At 46.8% G+C, this 20,274-nt stretch carries 9 protein-coding genes and 1 pseudogene; 1 reads left to right on the top strand and 9 read right to left on the bottom strand.

Annotated elements, in window-relative coordinates; genetic code table 11:
- Window positions 1-199 precede the first annotated feature (199 nt).
- The 5 genes from QUB56_RS13075 to QUB56_RS13055 all read right to left on the bottom strand — a co-directional run bounded on the left by QUB56_RS13075 (window position 200) and on the right by QUB56_RS13055 (window position 14,023).
- Window positions 200-5,851: an AAA family ATPase gene (locus QUB56_RS13075; protein WP_332955660.1), complete on the bottom strand. Its 5,652-nt coding sequence runs from the start codon at window positions 5,849-5,851 to the stop codon at window positions 200-202.
- 174 nt (window positions 5,852-6,025) lie between these two features.
- Window positions 6,026-6,712 (bottom strand): ribonuclease HII, encoded by a 687-nt coding sequence (locus tag QUB56_RS13070; RefSeq protein WP_332955659.1) that lies wholly within the window; start codon window positions 6,710-6,712, stop codon window positions 6,026-6,028.
- A 1-nt stretch (window position 6,713) separates the two neighbouring features.
- Window positions 6,714-9,032 (bottom strand): Rne/Rng family ribonuclease, encoded by a 2,319-nt coding sequence (locus QUB56_RS13065; RefSeq protein WP_332955646.1) that lies wholly within the window; start codon window positions 9,030-9,032, stop codon window positions 6,714-6,716.
- 1,590 nt (window positions 9,033-10,622) lie between these two features.
- The gene (locus QUB56_RS13060; protein WP_332955644.1) at window positions 10,623-13,529 is read right to left on the bottom strand and encodes a TIGR03960 family B12-binding radical SAM protein; all 2,907 of its coding nucleotides are present in this window, start codon (window positions 13,527-13,529) and stop codon (window positions 10,623-10,625) included.
- 140 nt (window positions 13,530-13,669) lie between these two features.
- Window positions 13,670-14,023, bottom strand: a complete 354-nt coding sequence (locus QUB56_RS13055; RefSeq protein ID WP_332955642.1) for an STAS domain-containing protein — start codon at window positions 14,021-14,023, stop codon at window positions 13,670-13,672.
- A gap of 388 nt (window positions 14,024-14,411) precedes the next feature.
- On the opposite strand from QUB56_RS13055, the gene QUB56_RS13050 reads away from it, so the two are divergent.
- A complete protein-coding gene (locus tag QUB56_RS13050; protein ID WP_015176637.1) occupies window positions 14,412-14,609 on the top strand; it encodes a hypothetical protein in 198 nt (65 codons plus the stop codon).
- A gap of 532 nt (window positions 14,610-15,141) precedes the next feature.
- Here QUB56_RS13050 and QUB56_RS13045 read toward each other — a convergent pair.
- The 4 genes and pseudogenes from QUB56_RS13045 to QUB56_RS13025 form a co-directional block, all read right to left on the bottom strand.
- Complete coding sequence (locus QUB56_RS13045) at window positions 15,142-17,970, bottom strand: PAS domain S-box protein (protein ID WP_332955639.1); 2,829 nt, start codon at window positions 17,968-17,970, stop codon at window positions 15,142-15,144.
- 300 nt (window positions 17,971-18,270) lie between these two features.
- Window positions 18,271-18,423 carry a zinc ribbon domain-containing protein gene (locus tag QUB56_RS13040; protein ID WP_332955638.1) on the bottom strand — a complete coding sequence of 51 codons (153 nt, stop codon included), beginning with the start codon at window positions 18,421-18,423 and terminating at the stop codon, window positions 18,271-18,273.
- A pseudogene (locus QUB56_RS13030) lies at window positions 18,410-18,883 on the bottom strand (RNA-guided endonuclease InsQ/TnpB family protein); the annotation flags it as partial. The gene QUB56_RS13040 and the pseudogene QUB56_RS13030, both read right to left, overlap by 14 nt.
- On the bottom strand, window positions 18,868-19,410 hold the full coding sequence (locus QUB56_RS13025) for a hypothetical protein (protein ID WP_332955637.1): 543 nt from the start codon (window positions 19,408-19,410) through the stop codon (window positions 18,868-18,870). The gene QUB56_RS13025 and the pseudogene QUB56_RS13030, both read right to left, overlap by 16 nt.
- Between the last annotated feature and the right edge of the window lie 864 nt (window positions 19,411-20,274).

Here is a 20,274-nt window from a genome sequence, read left to right as displayed (position 1 = left end):
GACCGACTTACTACTTTATATCCTTTGCGAAATCCTTGACAAGCGAATTTCAAAGGTGGTACAAGCCCCTGGATTTATCCGTGGAATCAATCCAAAATCTCAAATCGAAAATCCTCAAGCCCCCGCATTTATCCGTGGGGTCAATCTAAAATCTAAAATCTAAAATCTAAAATCTAAAATCTAAAATCGATTGACCTGCTTATACAGAGCTCATTGGTAGGAAAACATTAAATGTAGTTTTGCCCGGAATTGATTCCACTGCAATTTTTCCCTGATGTTTGTCAACAATCTTCTTGACAATATCTAGTCCTAATCCGCTGCCTTCTCCGGCAGGCTTAGTAGTGAAAAACGGCTCAAATATTTTCGTTTTTATCTCTTCAGGTATCCCGCGGCCGCTGTCGGTAATGCTAATTTTAGCCTGGTAATCTTGAGCCGTTAACTCAATTGTTAGCGTGCCTCGATAATTCATTGCTTGCAAAGCATTGTGAATTAAATTCGTCCAAACTTGATTGAGTTCGTCGGGATAGCACAGTATCGGCGGGATTTCGGCATAGTTTTTGATGACCTCAACTCCCTGTTTGAGGAGATTTTGATACAGGGTTAAGATTGTTTCAATACCTTCTTTAATACTGGCTGCTGTTTTTTCGCCAGACTGTTCGTAGCGCGCATAAGTTTTTAAGGCAAATACTACTTTTGATGCTCTGTCTGTCGCTGTGTTGATAGTAGCAATGCCTCTTTTTAATTCGGAAAGTTTGTAGGCCATTTCTAAGATGCGTACACTATCCGATCTTTGCAACAAAGGGACAAAGGCATCTATTTCATTAGAAACGCCCATGATCGCTAGGCGATCGGCTAAGGTATCGGCACTATCAATCTCTAGTTCTTCTAGTTGGCTTCTCAAAGCTCTCTTCAATTTGCGTTCTTCTTTTGTTGATAAGCTTGTTTCTTGTTGGATGGAACGCTGAAGTAATGCTAAGAAATTCTGCCCTTCTTCTGGGGATAGAGTTTGAAAAAGTGCGGGCAACCCTTCTAGGGTTTGATTCAAGAATTTGGCAACATTTCCGGCTGAGGAACGAATCGCACCCAGGGGAGTGTTAACTTCGTGAGCAACTCCGGCAACCAGTTGTCCTAAAGCTGCCATTTTTTCTGATTGAATCAATCCTTCTTGGGTGGCTTCGAGATTGCTTAAAGCTTGTGATAATTCTTGGGTGCGTTCTTCGACTTTGGCTTCTAAGTTGGCATAGAGTTGGGCATTTTCTATCGAGATGGCAGCTTGGGAGGCCAAGATATTTAAGACGGTCAACCGATCGGGAGTAAAGGCATTTGTAACGAGAGTATTTTCTAAGTAAAGAATGGCGATCGCCTTTCCTTGATGTTGAATCGGCAGACACAAAACCGACTTGGGTTGATGCTGGATGATATAAGAGTCAGCAGCAAAGGTAGCCTCTGCCGTCGCATCATTAATTACCAAAGTTTCTTGGGTGCGCGAGACATAGTTAATAATCGCGATCGGAATTTCGTTAGAGTCAACAACAGGAGTTGAGTGCAGGTTGCACGCTTTACCGCTCGCACATTGAGCCGCGACGAATAAAGAATCTCTTTCTATCAGAATCATAACTCCTTTTTCTGCTCCCACGTTCTCAATCATTACTTGCATTAAAGTGGCGAGCAAGTTATCGAGGTTTATTTCTCCTGAAAGTGATTGAGATGCTTTGACTACTGTTGCCAAGTCCAGATTTTTTGAAACACCTGAACTGGTACTTGTAACAGTTTCCGTCATCTTTTTTGCAAGTGTATGACCTGTATTTAAGCTCGTTTTAGGGTGAAAAATAGGCGCAAGCAATTGGGGATAGCCTTTTTCTAAATCCTCAACTTTTGCCTGTGCTCCCCAGCGTGCATAGGCATAGTAAGCATCAGTTAGGTAGACTTGGGCAATTTTTTCTTTTCCCCATGTTAAATAGAATTTTGCTGCCAGCTCATTGCTAAGTGCTTCTTCGTTAATGTACTGATTTTTTTTAGCGAGTTGAATGGCGCGATCGTAATAATCCATCGCGTCGATATTTTGACCTAAAACTCGATGTCGTTCAGCCTCTACTAAATACCATTTATGCAAATAATTCATGGGAGCATTTTGCGCCCACTGATGCAGCGTGCTTTGATGGGTTTCCACCTGGGCAAGAATGGAAGCTTGCTCCCTTTCTGGCTGTGTGGGAAAAAGTGCCAGGTGGGTGAGGGCGGCATAAAAATGAAAAATGGGAACAAAAACCGATCCCGATACTCCCATCAAATACTGTTTGACTTGGGTAATGTTGTCTAGGGCAGCCGTGTAATTCCCATAGCAGTAAGCAAGCAGCAGTTTGTAGATGCAGGCACAAGCGATCGCCGTGAATTCATTGTCCTGATAGTGCTTGGGAATCATCACCGTTTCATCGTAGGCTCTTCCGATTAAGCAATCCGATCGAATACGGGTTTCCCTCAAGTTCAGCACCGTCTGGTGAATCATATCCAAATAAATCTGAGCAGAATATTGTTTTAACTGCGCCATAACAGCCCTGTAATCTGCTATTTTTGGTTCCCAAGTGTCTAGTTCTACCCCAGCGAATAAATGCGTATAAAAATAAATATATATGTTGTAGCCAGCGTCTACAAAATCGCCTGTTTCCATACCAGTCGTAAAGCCATCTTTCAGCGTCGGTATCGTTGCCAAAAGAGATTCTTGATGATGCTGAATCCAGCCACCAAACAAAAGTAGAACTGTGGACTTGAGTTCCTGCACATTGAACCTATCGAGCAATGAGAGTGCCAATTGCCCAAAGCCATAGCCCGTTTCTACCTCTTGTAAAAAGGCACACAAGACCATCCCGTGCATCGCATACCCCACCGTCGATGCGGGTGCATTCCCAAAGGAGAGCGATAAACTCACCATCTTTGAGCTAAGCAGGGGCAGCAAACCGGGCATTCCCTGGAAAATGGTTGGAAACAACATACCAGACAGTTGCATAGCTGCTTGAGTCTGTGGATTTGTCATCACAGGTAGGTCAACCAGTTCCTCAATCCTTCTGCCGCTTAGTTGGCTCGTAAGGGCTTGTAGCGCTTTGCTAATCTTGGCTCGATCGGGCTCGGCAGGGAGTTCAATCCCCAATTGCCAGAGTGCATCTCTTGCTACTGCGATCGTTTCTAAAACCTTGCTTTGGGCTGTCTGAGCGGCAATTTGAATTTCGTAAATTTTAACTCGATCTAAAATTGTCTGAGCTTCTTGCAACACCAGTGCTGCCATCTCTTCCATGCGATCGAGGTCAGCATTCAAATAGGCGGCTTCAGCGGCAGCAATATAGAGATTCAGGGTCAATTCATACTGACTCTGCCAGCAGTTGGCCCTCAAGAGTTCAATCCCTGTTTGCAGATAGATATTTGCCGCAGCATAAGCAGTTGAAGCTTTAGCTTTACGTCCCGCAATTAAATTTAATTGAGCTAGTCGATCTCGCTCAGTCTGACAGTCAATTAACTCCACCCCCATATTCAACTGGTTGACAATATCAAAAATTTTATCTTGTATTTCTGCTTCAGGAGTATTCCTCAACAGCAGTTTCCCAATTTCGAGATGGGTTGACTGTTTCTGGGATTCTGGAATCAGAAAATATGCTGCTTGCTGCACTCGATCGTGTAAAAACTTGTAGGGAACCGATAACTCCGACGCTTGTGCAACTTCAACTGATTCCGACTCCTGAAAAAACTTGTAAACTTCAGTAATCGGAATAACTAACCCTTCTTGCAACGCTTTCCACAAATGGGCTGCCGTTTCACTCTGAGATTTTTCATGAACAATTGCCAGGGTTGCTAAGTCAAATTGGTTGCCAATACAAGCTGCAAGTTTCAGAAGATTCTGGGTATCTAGGGGCAACTTTTGCAACTGAATCGCCATAAACTCTACTACATCATCGGTAAAAGCTAGGGTTCTAACTTGGGAAATATCGCATTGCCACCCCACCCTTGCTCCCCTTTGCCAAGAGGGGGGTGGGGGGGTAAGATAAAAGGTAATTAACCCATCTTTATGAAGAAATTTGAGAAATTGAGTAGCAAAAAAAGGATTCCCTTTGGTTTTGGTAAAAATTAGTTCTGTCAGAGGAATCGCCCTTTCTGGTGGACAGGAAAGAGTATCGGCAACCAGGCAATTAAGGGAAGCTTTGTCTAGGGGTGCTAAAGTAATTTGGTTGACTGTGGCCGAGTCTTTGCAAATCTCATCCAAGGTCAGGCTCAGTGGGTGGGCTGGAAAAACTTCATTATCCCGGTACGCTCCAATTAACAACACATAGCGGGTATTCGTCTCGCTCATCAACAATTGCATTAGCTTCAATGAAGCCGAGTCTGCCCACTGCAAATCATCCAAAAAAATTACTAAAGGATGCTCTTTTGTTGCGAACACTCGGATAAATTTTTGAAATAATAGATTGAAGCGATTTTTAGCTGCTGTCCCCTCTAGTTGGGGTACTTTTTTCTGCTTGCCTATCAGGTGTTCTAATTCAGGAATGACATCAATAATGACCTGACCGTTTTCACCCAAAGCCTCCAATATTTTGACTTGCCATTTCTGCACCTGGGTCGCACTTTCGGTGAGTAATTGCCGCATCAAATTCTGGAATGCTTGTACCCATGCAGAAAAGGGAATATCACGCTTGAATTGGTCAAATTTTCCTTTGATAAAGTAACCCCGTTGGCGGACAATGGGTTTGTGAACTTCATTCACTACAACGGTTTTACCAATGCCGGAAAAGCCAGCCACTAGCATGATTTCTACTCTCCCTTCCTCCCCGTTGTTAAGGGTGGGGTGACTGATGCGCTCGAAGGCTTCTAATAGCGTCTTAACTTCAGTTTCTCTGCCGTAGAGTTTTTCGGGAATGACGAAGCGATCGCAAATATCCCTATTGCCCAAGGCAAACTGGCTAATATTGCCATTTTCTTGCCATTGCTGCCAACAGTTTTCTAAGTCGTATCGCAGTCCCACAGCACTTTGATAGCGTGACTCGGGAGTTTTTTCCATCAATTTCATAACGATACTATTAACCATCACCCCAATAGCGGGAACCAGATATATTGGGGGAGTTGGAATCTTGGCAATATGACAGTGAACTAACTCCATTGGATCGGTAGAGTTAAAAGGTAATTGCCCTGTCAGTAGTTCGTAAAACGTGACTCCCAGCGAGTAAAAGTCGGTGCGGTAGTCGATACCCCGGTTCATTCGTCCCGTCTGTTCTGGGGACATATAAGCTAGGGTTCCTTCTAAGACGTTTGGATTTTGGATTTCTTGGTTTTCTCTGGGTAAAAGAGAGGAAATGCTGAAGTCAATTAATTTAACTTCTTTAGTTTTAGGGTGAAGGATAATATTCTGGGGCTTGATATCTTTGTGAATAATGCGATTGTGATATAGTCCTTCTAGGGTTTGGACAATCTGAATCGCGATGGGCATAAATTCATCTAGCGGTAGGGGCGAAGTATGGGGGGAGGAAACCTCAGAATTACTTGATTGCCGATCGCCCAAATTCTTCGCTTCAGTATTAGCAGTATACTCAGCAAGGGAAACACCGCCCACATCCTCCATTACCAGAGCAAAAGCATTGCGGTAGTTTACGAGTGCAATGGGTTTGACAATTCCCCGAAGGTCAAGATTTTTGGTAATGGTGTACTGATTCCGCAACTGCACGAGTTCGCTAAAAGTGGGATACTCGCTCAATAGCAGTTTGATAATTACTTTTTGGTTTGACTCAGAAAGTCCTCGATAAACCTGTGTTCTAGAGCCATTGTAGATTTGCTCAATGATGCGATAGCCGGGAATTGTTAGCAAATTATTAGTCATGCCCAAGAGGTTAAATAAAGATTCTATAGATGCTACCGGAGGCTGAAGCGGTGAGGTGCGCATTGCGCATCCTACAGAATAGAATTTATACACCCAGGACTATTAATCTGAAATTTTTGGTTTTTCAAATTTTATATACTGGCGCTGGAATTAGCTAAGTTTTCCACCGCTCTTTTAAGATTTTCGACAAGGGCTAAATGATAATCGGTGAAAAGCCGATCGCCCGCAACGTTCCAAAGCTAACTTATGTTTAGCTGTACCATATCCTTTGTTGTTTGTCAAGTCATATTCAGGATACTTAACAGCTAAACGCAGGATTAATTCATCGCGCCAAACTTTCGCCACAATACTAGCAGCAGCAATCTGAATCGATCGCGCATCACCCTGGATCATCGTCTCTTGCTCGATCGACAAATTGGGAATCCTTTGATTGCCATCAACCAAACACAAATCAGGAGTCACGCTCAGCTTAAGAATCGCCCGCTTCATCGCTAACAAAGAAGCCTGCAAAATATTGAGGCGATCGATCTCGCGCACCGAAGCGACACCAATTTGACAGTCAACCGCCACAGCCCGGATTGTCACGGCTAACCGACTCCGGGCTCTGGCACTCAACTGCTTGCTGTCGCGCACCCCGCAACTTGCTAATTCATCGAGAACTTGGTGGGGCAAAATGCAGGCTGCCGCCACCACCGGCCCGAACAAAGCCCCTCGTCCGACTTCATCGACACCTGCAATTACCAGAGTGTTCGAGGCCCAGGGGGAAAGGGGAAGATGGAAAGATGGGAATAGAGTAAAAATTTCTACTTCTTCCTTCTTCCCTCGAACCTCGGACTTCTTCCTTCTTCCCTCGGACTTCATATCACTCATCCAAAACGGCTGACGAGCGGCGCCGCCGTCGCCGGTTGATAGCAGGCTCTTCGGGTTCGCTGGGTTCTATCGGTCCGTTGAGTTCGATCGGCTCGTTGAGTTCGATCCGCTCATAGGATTCGATCGGCTCGTTGAGTTCGATCCGCTCATAGGATTCGATCGGCTCGTTGAGTTCGATCGGCTCATAGGGTTCGTCCCTCACATCGCTGGGTTCCTCCATGCGATCGAAATCATCAGTTTGGTCGATCGAACTCTCGCCGTAAATTTGAGCCTCATCATCCTCAGAAAATACAGGCTCAACTACGGACCTTTCTGGATAATAATCCCGTTCCTGGGCCTTCTGAGCAGGCGCCGTCGGTTCAAATTCAAATTCGAGCTGCTCGAAAGGCGGCTTGTTCGGGGCCGCGCCCGGGAGAGTCACCGAAACGATCGCATTCTTAGGATTTTTCACGCTGCGATCGGTCAGCACCAAAGGAGAAACCCCCATCAGAGCATAAACATCCTGCTCCTCCGGTGTCATTTCCACCGAAATCACCTCCGGAGGCTCCACCATCGGCTTCATCAACTCAGACTTAGCCGGACGCACGCGATCGAAATCCTCGCGCCTGCCAACAGTCGCCATATTCACCAGCCCGAAGCCCTCCGAAGCAGCCCGGATGCCGGGAGGGGCCAGATACTCAGAGCGCGTATCTGCGACGGGGGCGCTCTGAGTATTTGGCAGCCGCAACTTGCTGCGCACCGGTTCCTCCTCCACCGGGACGGCAAAAGGCTCTTCACCAATCCGGCGGCGGCGGCGCCGTCTGGTTCCGTTCCCCAAATCTTGATAGCTGGGATGGTTGAGCAAGTCCAAAGACGAGGCATTGCTGGCGGTCTCAAAATCCACACTTTCGCTAGACGGTTCCCAAGCAGCCCGAGCAGGTTCGGCGAGGCGTTCTTCGCGCACTGGCGCGGGAGTTGCAGCCGCCACAGGCGTCAAGCTGCGGCGTTCCAATCCTTCGGGCAAATTCAACAACAGTCGGTTCGACGTAGCAACGGTGCGATCGCCCGATTCCCGGACGGCTGCGGCGAAGTCTTCTTCCCCGGGGAGTTGCACCAGATGACCCAACCCGCTGCAAGTAGGACAACTGTGGCCGAACAACTCGTAAATATTTTGACCTTGGCGCTTGCGAGTCAGTTCTACGAGTCCCAATTCTGACAGTTGAGCGATTTGCGGCCGAGCTTTGTCAGCTTTGAGAGCTTTATTGAAATGTTCCAGCACCTGCAACTGATCGCGGCGGGATTCCATGTCGATAAAGTCAACAATAATCACCCCGGCAATATTGCGTAACCGCAGCTGTCTAGCAATTTCCGTTGCTGCTTCGCAATTTGTCCAGAGTACAGTTTCCCGAGCCGTAGCCGATCGAGTAAACGAGCCAGAGTTGACATCGATCACCGTCAGCGCCTCAGTCGGCTCGATAATCACATAACCGCCCGAAGGCAAATCCACCCTCGGTCTGAGGGCTTCTCGAATCGCAGCGTTAACGCGGAAAAATTCTAAAATCGAGGCGCGCTCTCGGTGGTGGTCGATCAAAACTCCCGCAGGAAGTTTACCGCCGTTCCAGCTCATCAACTGCTGCTTCACCCGCTTAATTCCATTTTGCGAGTCCACCACAATCCGATTCACGTCACCGCTGAACATATCCCGCAGCACCCGCTGGATAAAATCGTCATCGCGGTTGAGCAGTGCCGGCGCCCGCGAGGTACCGCCTTCGAGTTGAACGGCTTCCCACTGTTTTTGGAGGACTTCCAAATCTTCCATGATGGCTTCTTCAGTCATTCCTTCAGCTTCGGTGCGCACCAGCAGCCCCATCCCGGCCGGTTTTATCAAAATAGCCAGGGCTCTGAGGCGGTTGCGCTCGGCTTCGGACTTGATCCGCCGTGACAAATTGACTCCCCTGCCGTAGGGCATCAGTACCAAATAGCGGCCCGGCAGAGTAATGTTGCCTGTCAGCCGGGGGCCTTTGCTGCCCGTCGGTTCTTTCATCACCTGTACCACCACTTTCTGCTGCGGCGTCAGGAGTTCTGTAATTGCTCCTGCCGAGCGTTTAAGGCGCAGCGGGCCGAGGTCTGTTACGTGCATGAACCCGTTACGTTCGGGGTCACCAATATTAACGAATGCCGCATCTATCCCGGGAAGTACATTTTCTACAATTCCCAAGTAAATGTCGCTGACTTGGTGGCTGCCTGTGGCTACCACAAGTTCTTGGATTTGATCTTCTGAAAAGACGGCAGCAATGCGATGCTGCTCTGCTATAACTATCTGCTTTGTCATTCAATTTCCTCACAAAACTGGCAGCAAGTTAGAGATACTTACGCACTCATAGTGCCTCTGACTTTGACTGTAATTAGTAGTAGCTTGAAGAGTTATTAGCTGTGAGTTGGTGCAGGGTGGAAGGAAATTTAACTGTTGACCGTTCACTGTTAACTGTTGACCGTTCACTGTTAACTGTTAACTGTTACAGATGTAGTTAAACCCGCCCGTACAGAGTTATGAGTTATGCTCAGCAGATAAATCTGAGAGATAGAAATAAGGAGGCTTTTCTCGAGTTAGCAATATTGAGTTTGGAGTTGAGAATTGCGAAATCAATACTCAAAATCCAACACTTACAACTCTTCCTTTGAACTCAGCGAATAAATTCAGTGACACCGTACCAATTTCTTAACACACAACTTAACACTACGAACTGATAACTCCGCTTGCGTGGTGGTTGAGGGCTGGTTTTGAGCGAAAGTAGGTAGGAGTGAAAGCGCCTAGACTTTTGTTGAATTCTTGCGCCATCGCACTCAACACACCCCTCTTTGGCATTCGACTGCAACCTCCGCCCCTGCCAACCCTAAAACCTCGTCAGTCGATTTGAGATTTTAGATTTGAGATTTTAGATTTACTCCACAGATGAATCTGGAAGATTGAACTTTAGTCTAAAATCTCAAATTTTTGGTTTGCCACGAATTAAGTCGGGGGCTTATCTCCGTTTTTTGACGGGTCAGTCGATTTTAGATTTTAGATTTTAGATTTTAGATTTACTCCACAGATGAACCTGGGAGATTGAACGTTAGTCTAAAATCTCAAATTTTTGGTTTGCCACGAATTAAGTGGGGGGCTTATCTCCGTTTTTTGACGGGTCAGTCGATTTTAGATTTGAGATTTGAGATTTACTCTACAGATAAATCTGGGAGATTGAACTTTAGTCTAAAATCTCAAATTTTTGGTTTGCCACGAATTAAGTCGGGGGCTGATCTCCGTTTTTTGACGGGTCAGTCGATTGGAGATTTGAGATTTGAGATTTACTCTACAGATAAATCTGGGAGATTGAACTTTAGTCTAAAATCTCAAATTTTGGTTCTCCACGACTCCTGTCGGGGGCTTATCTCCGTTTTTTGACGGGTCAGCCGATTTGAGATTTGAGATTTGAGATTTACTCTACAGATAAATCTGGGAGCTGGAACTTTAGTCTAAAATCTCAAATTTTGGTTCTCCACGACTCCTGTCGGGGGATTATCTCCGTTTTTTGACGGGTCAAAAAATCTATTGTTGAATACCCGCTCTACGGTTTGAACCGTGAGATTTTTGAGTAAGCCGAGGGCCGACAACCAATCGAGCGGTCGAAATTAATCGCTAAAGTTGGTTCCTGCCCCGCTCCTGCGGGTTTGGCGCTAGATTTAGCCCGTGAATGTACAACAAAAAGGCTTGAAGTCTTGAACAGAAGCAATTTGCACCCAGCCCGCGTTGCTGGTTGACGAGGGCGGCGAGCGACTAAAGCGCTCGAGCCGCCGCGGCTTCCATAACAAGCGATTATAGCGTGAAACGACACATCCCGATCGAGAGCCGAAGGTGAAATATTCCACTCTTAGCTTCCCTATCTTAACCATAACCCAGGATTAGTTGACTGCGCTCAACCTGCAGAAGCTGAATTTCCTGCTGGCTGACTTGTTCGAGCATGAACACAATATGTTCTGGCTTTAGCAAGTTGCCGTCGCTGCGACAACTCCCGGTATAGCGCAAGACGGCTCTACCTTCGGATGTACCGCCAGAGGCTCTTGTGCTGCTTTCTGATTTCTGCTCTACAAGTTCTAGTTTGTGCAGCCTTTCGCGCAAATTGACATCCTGCGTCTTTCCCGACTTAGTAGTGTGCACCCACCAAAAAGCCTTTGTTTGGGCGATCGTCTTGACCCAATCTTGCCAGTTGGCCTCATCCGCGACGGAAACAGCAGCAGAATTCTCCAGCCCTAATTCGCCCTTCAGGGCCAAGGAGCCTGTCCAGGCCACAGTAATTACGTACTCCGCTGCTTCCAACAACTGACTAGCAGAAGGAGCCTTGAGATCGATCGACTCAACCTTGTAAATCGGAATATTTTCCGGCAGCTTTGCTGCCAACTTCGATCGAAAACTCTCAACATTGATCGGCTCAGTTAGCTCAAAGTCGGCAATTTCCCCAGTGCTGGTAACGCCCAGAGGCAGAGCATTTGCCAGAGAAATCCGAGGGTTCGGGTGAAACCCGCCCGTAAAAGAAATGGGCAAATCCGCTCTGCGGACTACTCTATCGAACAATCGGATCAAATCCAAATGACCAACCAAAGCCATATCGCCCACCTTCCCGAACCAAACCCGCAAACGCTGTTTGCGCTCGGTATTGGGCACGAACTCCCCGGCAAACTCTGGAATTGGCAGCGCATCCACCACCACATTGTGTCCGAAATCGGTGCCGCAAACCCCGCAGCGCGAACATCCTTCAAAGGAACAGTCGGGAACCGTCGCTGCTTCTAAAGCCTTTTGCAAGTCAATTTTCAGCCAGTTTTTGTCAATTCCCGTATCTAAGTGATCCCAAGGTAAGGCCCCATCGAGAGAGAGGGGTGGAGTGGGGGAGGGCGAGTGGGGGAGAGTGGGGGAGGGTCCGAGGGGGAGATCCGGAGAATTGGGAAAATCTTCCTTGATTTCTCTTCCTTCTTCCTTCTTCCTTCTTCCTTCTTCCTTCTTCCTTCTTCCTTCTTCCTTCTCCCTTCTTCCTTCTTCCTTCTTCCTTCTTCCTTCTTCCTTCTCCCTTCTTCCTTCTTCCTTCTCCCTTCTTCCTTCTTCCTTCTCCTCTTCCTTCTCAAAGAGATTCCACTCGCCGCTTTCGACTTTGCGGTATTTCCAGGTAAGGCCCGACTCATCTATTGCCTGAGTCCAAGCTTTGTAAGCGCGATCCAAACTTTCCCACCACGCATCCATACCCGCGCCAAGTTCCCAAGCGCGGCGGACTACAGCGCCCAAACGTCTATCGCCCCGTCCGACAAAATCCTCCATTGCCGAAATCCGCACATCAGTGTAATTCACCTTGACGCCGCGCATCCCCCGAAATTCTTCCTTCAGGAGTTTTTGCTTGCGGGAAAACTCAGCAGTAGAAACCGAGTGCCACTGAAAAGGAGTGTGAGGCTTAGGCGTAAAATTAGAAATTGTCAAGTTAAAATTCAGTCCCCGCCGGCCATCGAGCCTGCATTCCCTGTGCAGCCAGCGGACTGTTTCGGCGATGCCGAGAACATCTTCATCTGTTTCTCCGGGCAAACCGATCATAAAATACAGCTTGATTTTATCCCAGCCGCGATCGACCGCAGTTTTGACACCCCGGAGCAATTCTTCATTCGTCAAACCTTTGTTAACGATGTCGCGCATCCGCTGAGTACCCGCTTCCGGGGCAAAAGTCAAACCGCCTTGTCGCGTACCGCCGAGAATGTCGGCAATATTATCGTCAAATCTGTCAACCCGCTGGCTGGGTAGAGACAGAGAGATATTTTTATCTTTCAGGCGATTTTTGATTTCCATCCCGACTGCTGGGAGTGCCAGATAGTCGGAACAACTGAGGGAAAGCAGAGAAAACTCGCTGTGCCCGGTGGCTTGCATCCCCTGTTCGATCGCTTCTACGACTTGCTGCGGTTCGACATCGCGCGCGGGACGAGTCAGCATTCCCGGCTGACAGAAGCGACAGCCGCGGGTGCATCCCCGGCGGATTTCTACTGTCAATCTGTCGTGTACTGTCTGGACGTAGGGAACCAGGCCTGTCGAATAAGCTGGTATCGGAGTCGCCACGCGGCGCAGAATTCGCTCGGGAACTTGCGGGCGGTTGGGATGAACAGAACCGTCGGCCGCCATATCGTAGAATTGCGGGACGTATACACCGGGAATTTGCGCTAAATCCAGCAGCAATGCTTCTCGGCTCAAATTATTAGTTTTACCTTCTGCCAAAATCAAGCCAATTTCTGGCAGCAATTCTTCTCCATCTCCCAAAGCGATGAAGTCAAAAAAGTCAGCGTAGGGTTCGGGATTGGAAGTTGCTGTTTGCCCGCCAGCAAAAATCAGCGGCATTTGACCGTTTTGGTCATTTGTCGCTCTTTCTTTCCAAGTTAGGGGAATGCCGGCCAAATCCAACATTTCCAGAATGTTTGTTGCTCCAAGTTCGTAGCTGAGGCTAAAGCCCAGAATATCAAATTCTGTGAGCGATCGCCTGGATTCTACCGCAAACAGGGGACTTTGAGTCGATCGCAGTTTTGCTGCCAAGTCTGGTGCCGGCAAATAAGCTCGATCGCACAACTGCCTCGGCAAGGCATTCAAAATGTTGTAAAGGATGATGTGCCCCAAATTGGAAGCACCAACTTCATACACTTCTGGGTAAGTGAGAACCCAGCGCACAGACGCCCCGTCCCAATCCTTGTGAGCAGCCCCCAATTCGTTTCCCAGATAACGAGCAGGCTGATTAATTTCTGCTGTAAGTAATTCTTCGACTTTTACTGCCACGGCTCGACTCGCTAAATATCTGCGACTCTTAAGCAGCCTACCTTAAAATCTGCCAACACGCCAACGACCGTTCTCTGTCTTTTGGGCGATTTAACCGAATTTGCTGTGTTTTGTTGCCTGTTGAAGCCGGTGAGGAGGCTCTACCAGTGCTTGGAAGCGCTGGAGTTTTCGGCTTCAAAGCTATCGACGTTTTCAAATATCTTAAAAACTCGATCGACTTGGCTGAGTTCTAGAATCATCCTAATCCCGGGGGATACCGAGCAAATACTCAACCTGCGCCCCATTTTTTTCGCCTGCTTGAGGCCCGAAACCAATGCCATCAAACCGGCACTGTCAATAAATGTTACTTCCGCAAAATCTACCAGTACCGCTACAACCCCGGGGGCTGAAATTGCTGTCATTAGTTGCCGTCCAAATTCTGCCGAGGTGGCTGCATTCAGGTGCTCTAGGGGTCGAATCACCGTAATTGGTTGATGGGCAAGAAGTGTCTGCATAAGTCAAACCTGTGGTTACTAAGTATTTTCAACTACTGCGCTGCACAACAAATGTAAGCCTCTACCTAGTTGATAAATTAGAGATTAACTTACTCGGAGGGAAACTGAGCAGTTGTTTTCAGTAATTTTACTGAATCTTTATTTATTGACTCTTTTTTATGAAAGTTTGCGTAAGATTTTTGCCCAGGAAAAGTAAGCTACTATACTATTTTTTATTTATGGCAGCAGGTTTAGTCTTGGTAACTCTAAAAATTGCGCTCGACCCTGCCCTAGCTGTTAGGTTAAACTGAAAAATGTAATTGAAATCACTTGTTAGTTCTGATTTAGATCACGCGCTCTCTAGACTGTTCAGAGGAAAATTAAATTGTACGGAGTTCTCCGACCTACTATGCAAGCAACTCATGCTATTCGTCAACTTGTAGAAAAAGCCCTCTACATTAAGCAGTTGACGCCTGACATTGAAAACGAAATCAACTACGAGCTCACCCGTTTGGGGTACATCTCGGATATTGATTATGAGGCTTTAGAGTTATTAATGGATGAAATGGATGCCGGCCGGGTGCAATTGGTATCTAGCCGTCGATAGTGGGAACCGGGCAACCACTCCACCTCAAAGCTCCAAAAAATCATTGCACGGTGCGAAATAGAGGAGTGTCAATCGATTTGAGATTTGAGATTTGAGATTTGAGATTGAAGCATTGACCCCACGGATAAATTCGGGGGCTTGTATCCTGGATGCTTTCGGTCAGAAGCCTTTACCCCCGGCCGAATATTTTTCAAATGAAGCACCTAGTTGCTGAACTTGAGATTGGAGAAGATACTGTTAAGGGCGATCGTCCCTGCATCTGCGATCGAAAGCTAAAAATTTTGACCTAAATTAAATTTATAACTTTAGGGGCTTGACAAATTAAGTTTAATTGTGATGTTTACTCAGGCTTAATGAAGCACCTAGTTGCTGAACTTGAGATTTGAGAACATACTGTTAAGGGCGATCGTCCCTGCACCTCTGCTCAAAAGCTAAAAATTTTGACCTCAATTAAATTGATAACTTTTGGGGCTTGACAAATGAGATCGAATGCGGAAGTTCGTCCTCGCGGAGTCAATCTAAAATCTAAAATCTAAAATCTAAAATCGTTCGATCGCGCCGCCAAACTTGCCACCACCGCGACCAACTCAACAGGCTCGATCGGCTTGGGCACGTAAATTTGAAAACCTTGCTGCAGGGCCCGTACCCGTTCCTCTACCCTACCAACCGCAGTGAACGCCAAGGCCGGAATTTCCCTGTCGGCTACGAGCGATCGCACTTGCTGCAGCAGAGCTTCTCCCTCAGGGGCCGGAATCTCGATATCGATCGCCAACACATCCGGATTCAGCCTTTCAACCGCCTCCAAGGCTTCCATTCCCGAGCTAGCGGTCTCCACCAGGGCGCCGCAATCTTCGAGCACTGTACACGCAAAATCCAGAGAATCCGCATCGAGATCCACCACCAACACCCGCACTCCAGAAAGATTGCTGCTGACAAAAGACTTATTTACACGGGCTGGCGCCTTACTTTGAGGAACCCCAAACTCCCCAGATCCGGAAACAGAAAGTCCGCAGTCGCCATTTGGCTGTTTAATTGGCAATCTCACCAAAAAGCTAGCTCCCTGTCCCTTCCCGGCCGATGCCGCTTGCACCGTCCCCCCGTGCATTTCCACAAAATGGCGCACTAGGGCCAAACCCAAACCCAATCCGTTGTACGGTCGTTTTGTAGAACTGTCAGCTTGGCTGAACCGATCGAAAACGTGGGGCAAAAACTCTTCCGTAATCCCTTGTCCCGTGTCACTGACCTCAAGTTCCACACAAGCGGGCGACAAACTTTTACAGCAAGCGGATTCCTCAGGGCCGGGATTCCCCTCCCGCCTCCGCAGTGCCACCCTCACCTGTCCGCCATCGGGAGTAAACTTAATCGCATTCGACAGCAAATTCCACGCCACCTGTTGCAAGCGGCCGGAATCGCCAAAAATCCGCCCCGCAGTTTTGTCGAAATCCGTCACAAGTTCAATATTTTTTGCCCCAATTGCGGGCGCCAGAGTCTTTATCGCAGCCTCAACAGTCGAAATCAAATCCACCCACCGCAAATTCAGCGACAGTTTGCCATTAATAATCTGCGACACGTCCAACAAATCCTCGATCAGAGTTGCCAGCGAGCGCGTATTGCGGTCGATCGTTTCCAGAGCCCGAACAGTAGTTTTTTCGTCAAACTTCCGGTTGCGGAGCAGTTGCGCCCATCCCAGCATCGCATTCAGCGGTGTCCGCAATTCATGGGACAAAGTTCCCAGAAACTCGTCTTTAATCCGATTCGCCCTGGCCAATTCCTCGGCTCGATCGTGCAGTTCTCTTTCCAACTGCTTGCCAACCGTCAAATCGAGAATAAAAGCCACGGATTCTTGTCGGTTTTGGGCCAGCAAAACATATCCGATCAACACCGGAATCCGACTGCCGTCTCTCCTACAGAATTCCTTCTCGTAGGGAGTGCAAGCCCCCGTTGCTTGTGCCTCTGCAATCCCCTTCTCGTCGAGAGAGTGGTACTCCGGCGGCGTCAGGTCAATCCAGTTTAATTCCCCGCGCTGCAGCTGTTCCCGCGTGCAACCAACTATCCGCAAAAATTCATCGTTGGCCTCCATGATACTGCCGTTAACATCCCCGAACATAATCCCCATCAAGTTAGCTTCGACCAACATTCTCAGCTTTTCTTCGCTAGCTTGCAGTGCAGATTCTGCTTGCTTGCGATCGCTAACGTCTTGGATGTAAGCCGACAAACCTGAATCCGAAGGATAAAAACGCACCTTCAACCACTTATTCCATAACGGCACGAATTCTTCATACTCGATCGTTACCTTTTCTGCTAATGCTTTGGCAACCATTTTGGAAAAGGGTAAATCGACAGCCCAGGGAAATATCTCCCAAACATTTTTACCGATCAACTCGGCTTTTGACTTGCCAAAAAGCTCTTGAGCTTTTTGGTTGACATAGGTGTAGTTCCCCTTTAAATCCATCGCGAAAAAAGCGTCAGTAATGCTTTCGAGAATGTTACTAATTCGATTGTTTGCCGATTGCAGCGCTTTTGCTGTTTCTTCTGCTTGCAACCGGGCTGCTTGTTCGCGCGACAAAGCGACAGCGCGTTCTTGTTCTGCCAGTTTTCGATCGCTAATATCGATGTAAGAACTGATGTAACCTGCAAAAGTGCGATCGGGCCTGTACCGGGGTACGCCCGTACCCAAAACCCAGCGGTATTCCCCGTCATAGCGCCTCAGGCGGCATTCGACCCGGTACTCGCTGCGATCGTCGAAAGCTTTTCGGTAAATATCCCGACATTCTGGCAAATCATCGGGGTGCAAGCTTTCCATCCAACCAGTGCCCATCTCTTGCGCCAACGTTCTACCCGTAAACTTCAGCCAAACTTTATTAAAGTAATGCCCGAGTTGGTCAGTGTCCGACATCCAAATCATCACCGGCGCCGTATCTGCCATAATCCGAAATCGAGCTTCGCTTTCCTGCTGCTGTGCTTCAGCAAGCTTGCGATCGTTCCGTTCTTGAACTTCCCGCAGGGCCCGCTGAATCGACGGCACTAGGCGCATCAAACGGCGTTTGAGAACATAATCAGTAGCCCCGCTTTTCAAAGTTTCGATCGCCACTTCCTCGCCCAAAGTAGCCGACACAAAAATAAACGGCACTCCCGGACAAGTAGCGCGGGCAATTTCCAGCGCTACTTGTCCGTTAAAAGAAGGCAGCATATAATCTGCCAAAATAATGTCAAAACAGTGTTTTTCCAGCGCGGTGGCAAAGTCTTCCCGAGTTTCCACACACAGCAGAGAAAATTCGAGACCGCCATCTGTTAGATATGCCTCAATCAGTTCGGCATCTAGGGGACTGTCTTCTACTAAGAGGATATTGAGCTTTTTCACAAAAATTCCTTTTACTTAAATATGAGTAATGCGGACTGTTTTTGATTGCCAATCGTAAAATAAGGTTTTCAAGGCTCCAAGGCAAGTTCGCTAACAACAGAAAATCAAGGGTTTCAGACTCCGAACTAAAAACAGTCCGGACTATTGAAATATATTTTACTTAAATATTTCCTCAAAATCCCTTGAGTATTTCCATTTTTTACTGCTTCATACAATCTCTCTAAACTTACCCAAAGTCGTCTTGAGATAATTAATGTTTAATTCCTACGCTGTTGAACCCAACATAGTGGAGGGAGTCGGCTATCCCAAAATAAGGAGGCTATCCCCCTGGCTGCCAAGGGTTGCCAGTTCCAAAATGTTGATACTGGCGTTTAAACCACGGTCAATTGAGATACCGCAGGATGGACAATCATAAGTCCTGATACGAGCGTGGCATATCTTATTTTTTACCACAGCTCGAGCAAGTCAAAGAACTAGGAAACCATCCATCCACTAGCACTCTTGTCGCCCCATACATCTTGCACTTATATTCAAGTTGACGCCTGAATTCATAAAAGCCCCGGTAAGATATAGCCAAGCCAAGTTTATGATTACCAATCATCCCTTTCACATTCAACCCTCCTATCTTAATTATTTTTAAACTTTTAACCGTGGGAGTTGTCAACTTGTATAATAACTCCTTACGAATGCCATATCTCCGCGAGGGAAGCCGCCTCATTTTTTGGTAAATTTTGCGCTCGTTCTTAGATAGTTTTACTTGGTTTGAAGCTTGACCTTGTAATATGGATCGCTTGGTTTTCGCGTGCTTTAACGGTTTTGGTTTCTCAATAAATGGATTTTTTGACCCTTCGGCTTCGCTCAGGGTAGCAAAGGCTTTAATTCCTAGGTCAATACCTACTAATTCTTGGGTTTGTAGGACTTCTTTACGCTCCGCCTCAACGCAGAATGAGACTTTCCCAACGCCTTCCTTCTTTTTATAGGGTAAAAGTCTGGGAAACTTTCACCACATTCGAGGGGTTCATGACGTTGGAATGTCCCTAATGTAAGAATCTTAATTGTCTTCCCAGCATTCAGTACAACAAGAGGGTTTGATGAATCTACTGTAAATGATTGACCCTCTCGACCACTAGCGAATGTGGGATGACCTGACAAGGATGAGCGATACCGATGAAAAGCATCCTTTAAATCAATTAATGTGTTTTGGTATATTTGGCTAGACAATTGATTCATCCAAGCAAATCCCCCTTGTTTTTTGACGTGATTGGTTAAAACTTTTTTGAGTGCGTTAATCATTTTCGAGTCGGAAAACTTGACGGGGCCGTACATCCTCGCTTGAAGACTCAATCCCATATTAAAAACAACCCGTCTCAATCCTGCGTGGTTCGCCCTCAAATTCGCTTCTCTATTATTTAATTTGAGCGCTCGTTTGATAGCAAACATATTTAGACCTACCTACAGTTGTTTTTGATGGGGTACAGTCTCGATGCCTAGACTTATTTAAGACTCCAACTAATTTTCCCAACTCTGCAACTTTCCACAGAAAGAATTCCTGTAAAGATTAACTCTGAGTAAGTTTAGCAAACTATTTGGCGGTTTCATTGAACTCAATTTCGATCGCCGATCTAAAGAAAAGATGAAAAATTGCTCCGCTTTCTGCTGGAACCTCTGCCCCGGTTTGCGGGTGCATCGCGAGAGCCGATAAAAAAACTATCTTTTTGAGTCCGAGAGGCACAAAAACCCGGTTAAGAGTCAAAATCAGAGGTTGTGAGCGATCGACGTTAACCCTTAAACTAAGTTTTTGACTTTATTTGCATCTATAACTATTTATATATCTAATGCAGGGAACACAGGCATCTACCCCAAGATGGAGCTTGGGAAAATCGCTCTAATTCAGAAACCAGGTTTCTTAAAAAAAATCCGGTTTTTCACCGCAACAAATAATTTAAATGCGTTAGTCTTGGACGCGCAAAAACCCGGTTTTTACACAGCGTAGTTAGCCGTACCCTGACGGTAGGTAAGTATGTATTTTTTGTCAAAATTTGTCCATCTAATATCAATTCCGACGCGGAGGCCGGAATTATATCAAATCCTTCCTTCAAGAGTCGGGCGTCAAGTCGAATCAAGCTCGCAACAAATAATTTGCGCAATTTTCATTTTTTTGACCCGCCCGTCAACAGTCAATCGATTTTAGATTTTAGATTTGAGATTTTAGATTTGAGATTGGACTGGTTCCGAGGTCGAGCCTCGCTATGCGATATCAGCATCGATTTTAGATTTTAGATTTGAGATTTGAGATTTGAGATT

The organism is Microcoleus sp. AR_TQ3_B6, from assembly GCF_036702785.1.
GTDB lineage: Bacteria > Cyanobacteriota > Cyanobacteriia > Cyanobacteriales > Microcoleaceae > Microcoleus.
Note: the sequence above shows the minus strand (reverse complement) of the source record. Positions and strands in the feature narration are given on the sequence as shown.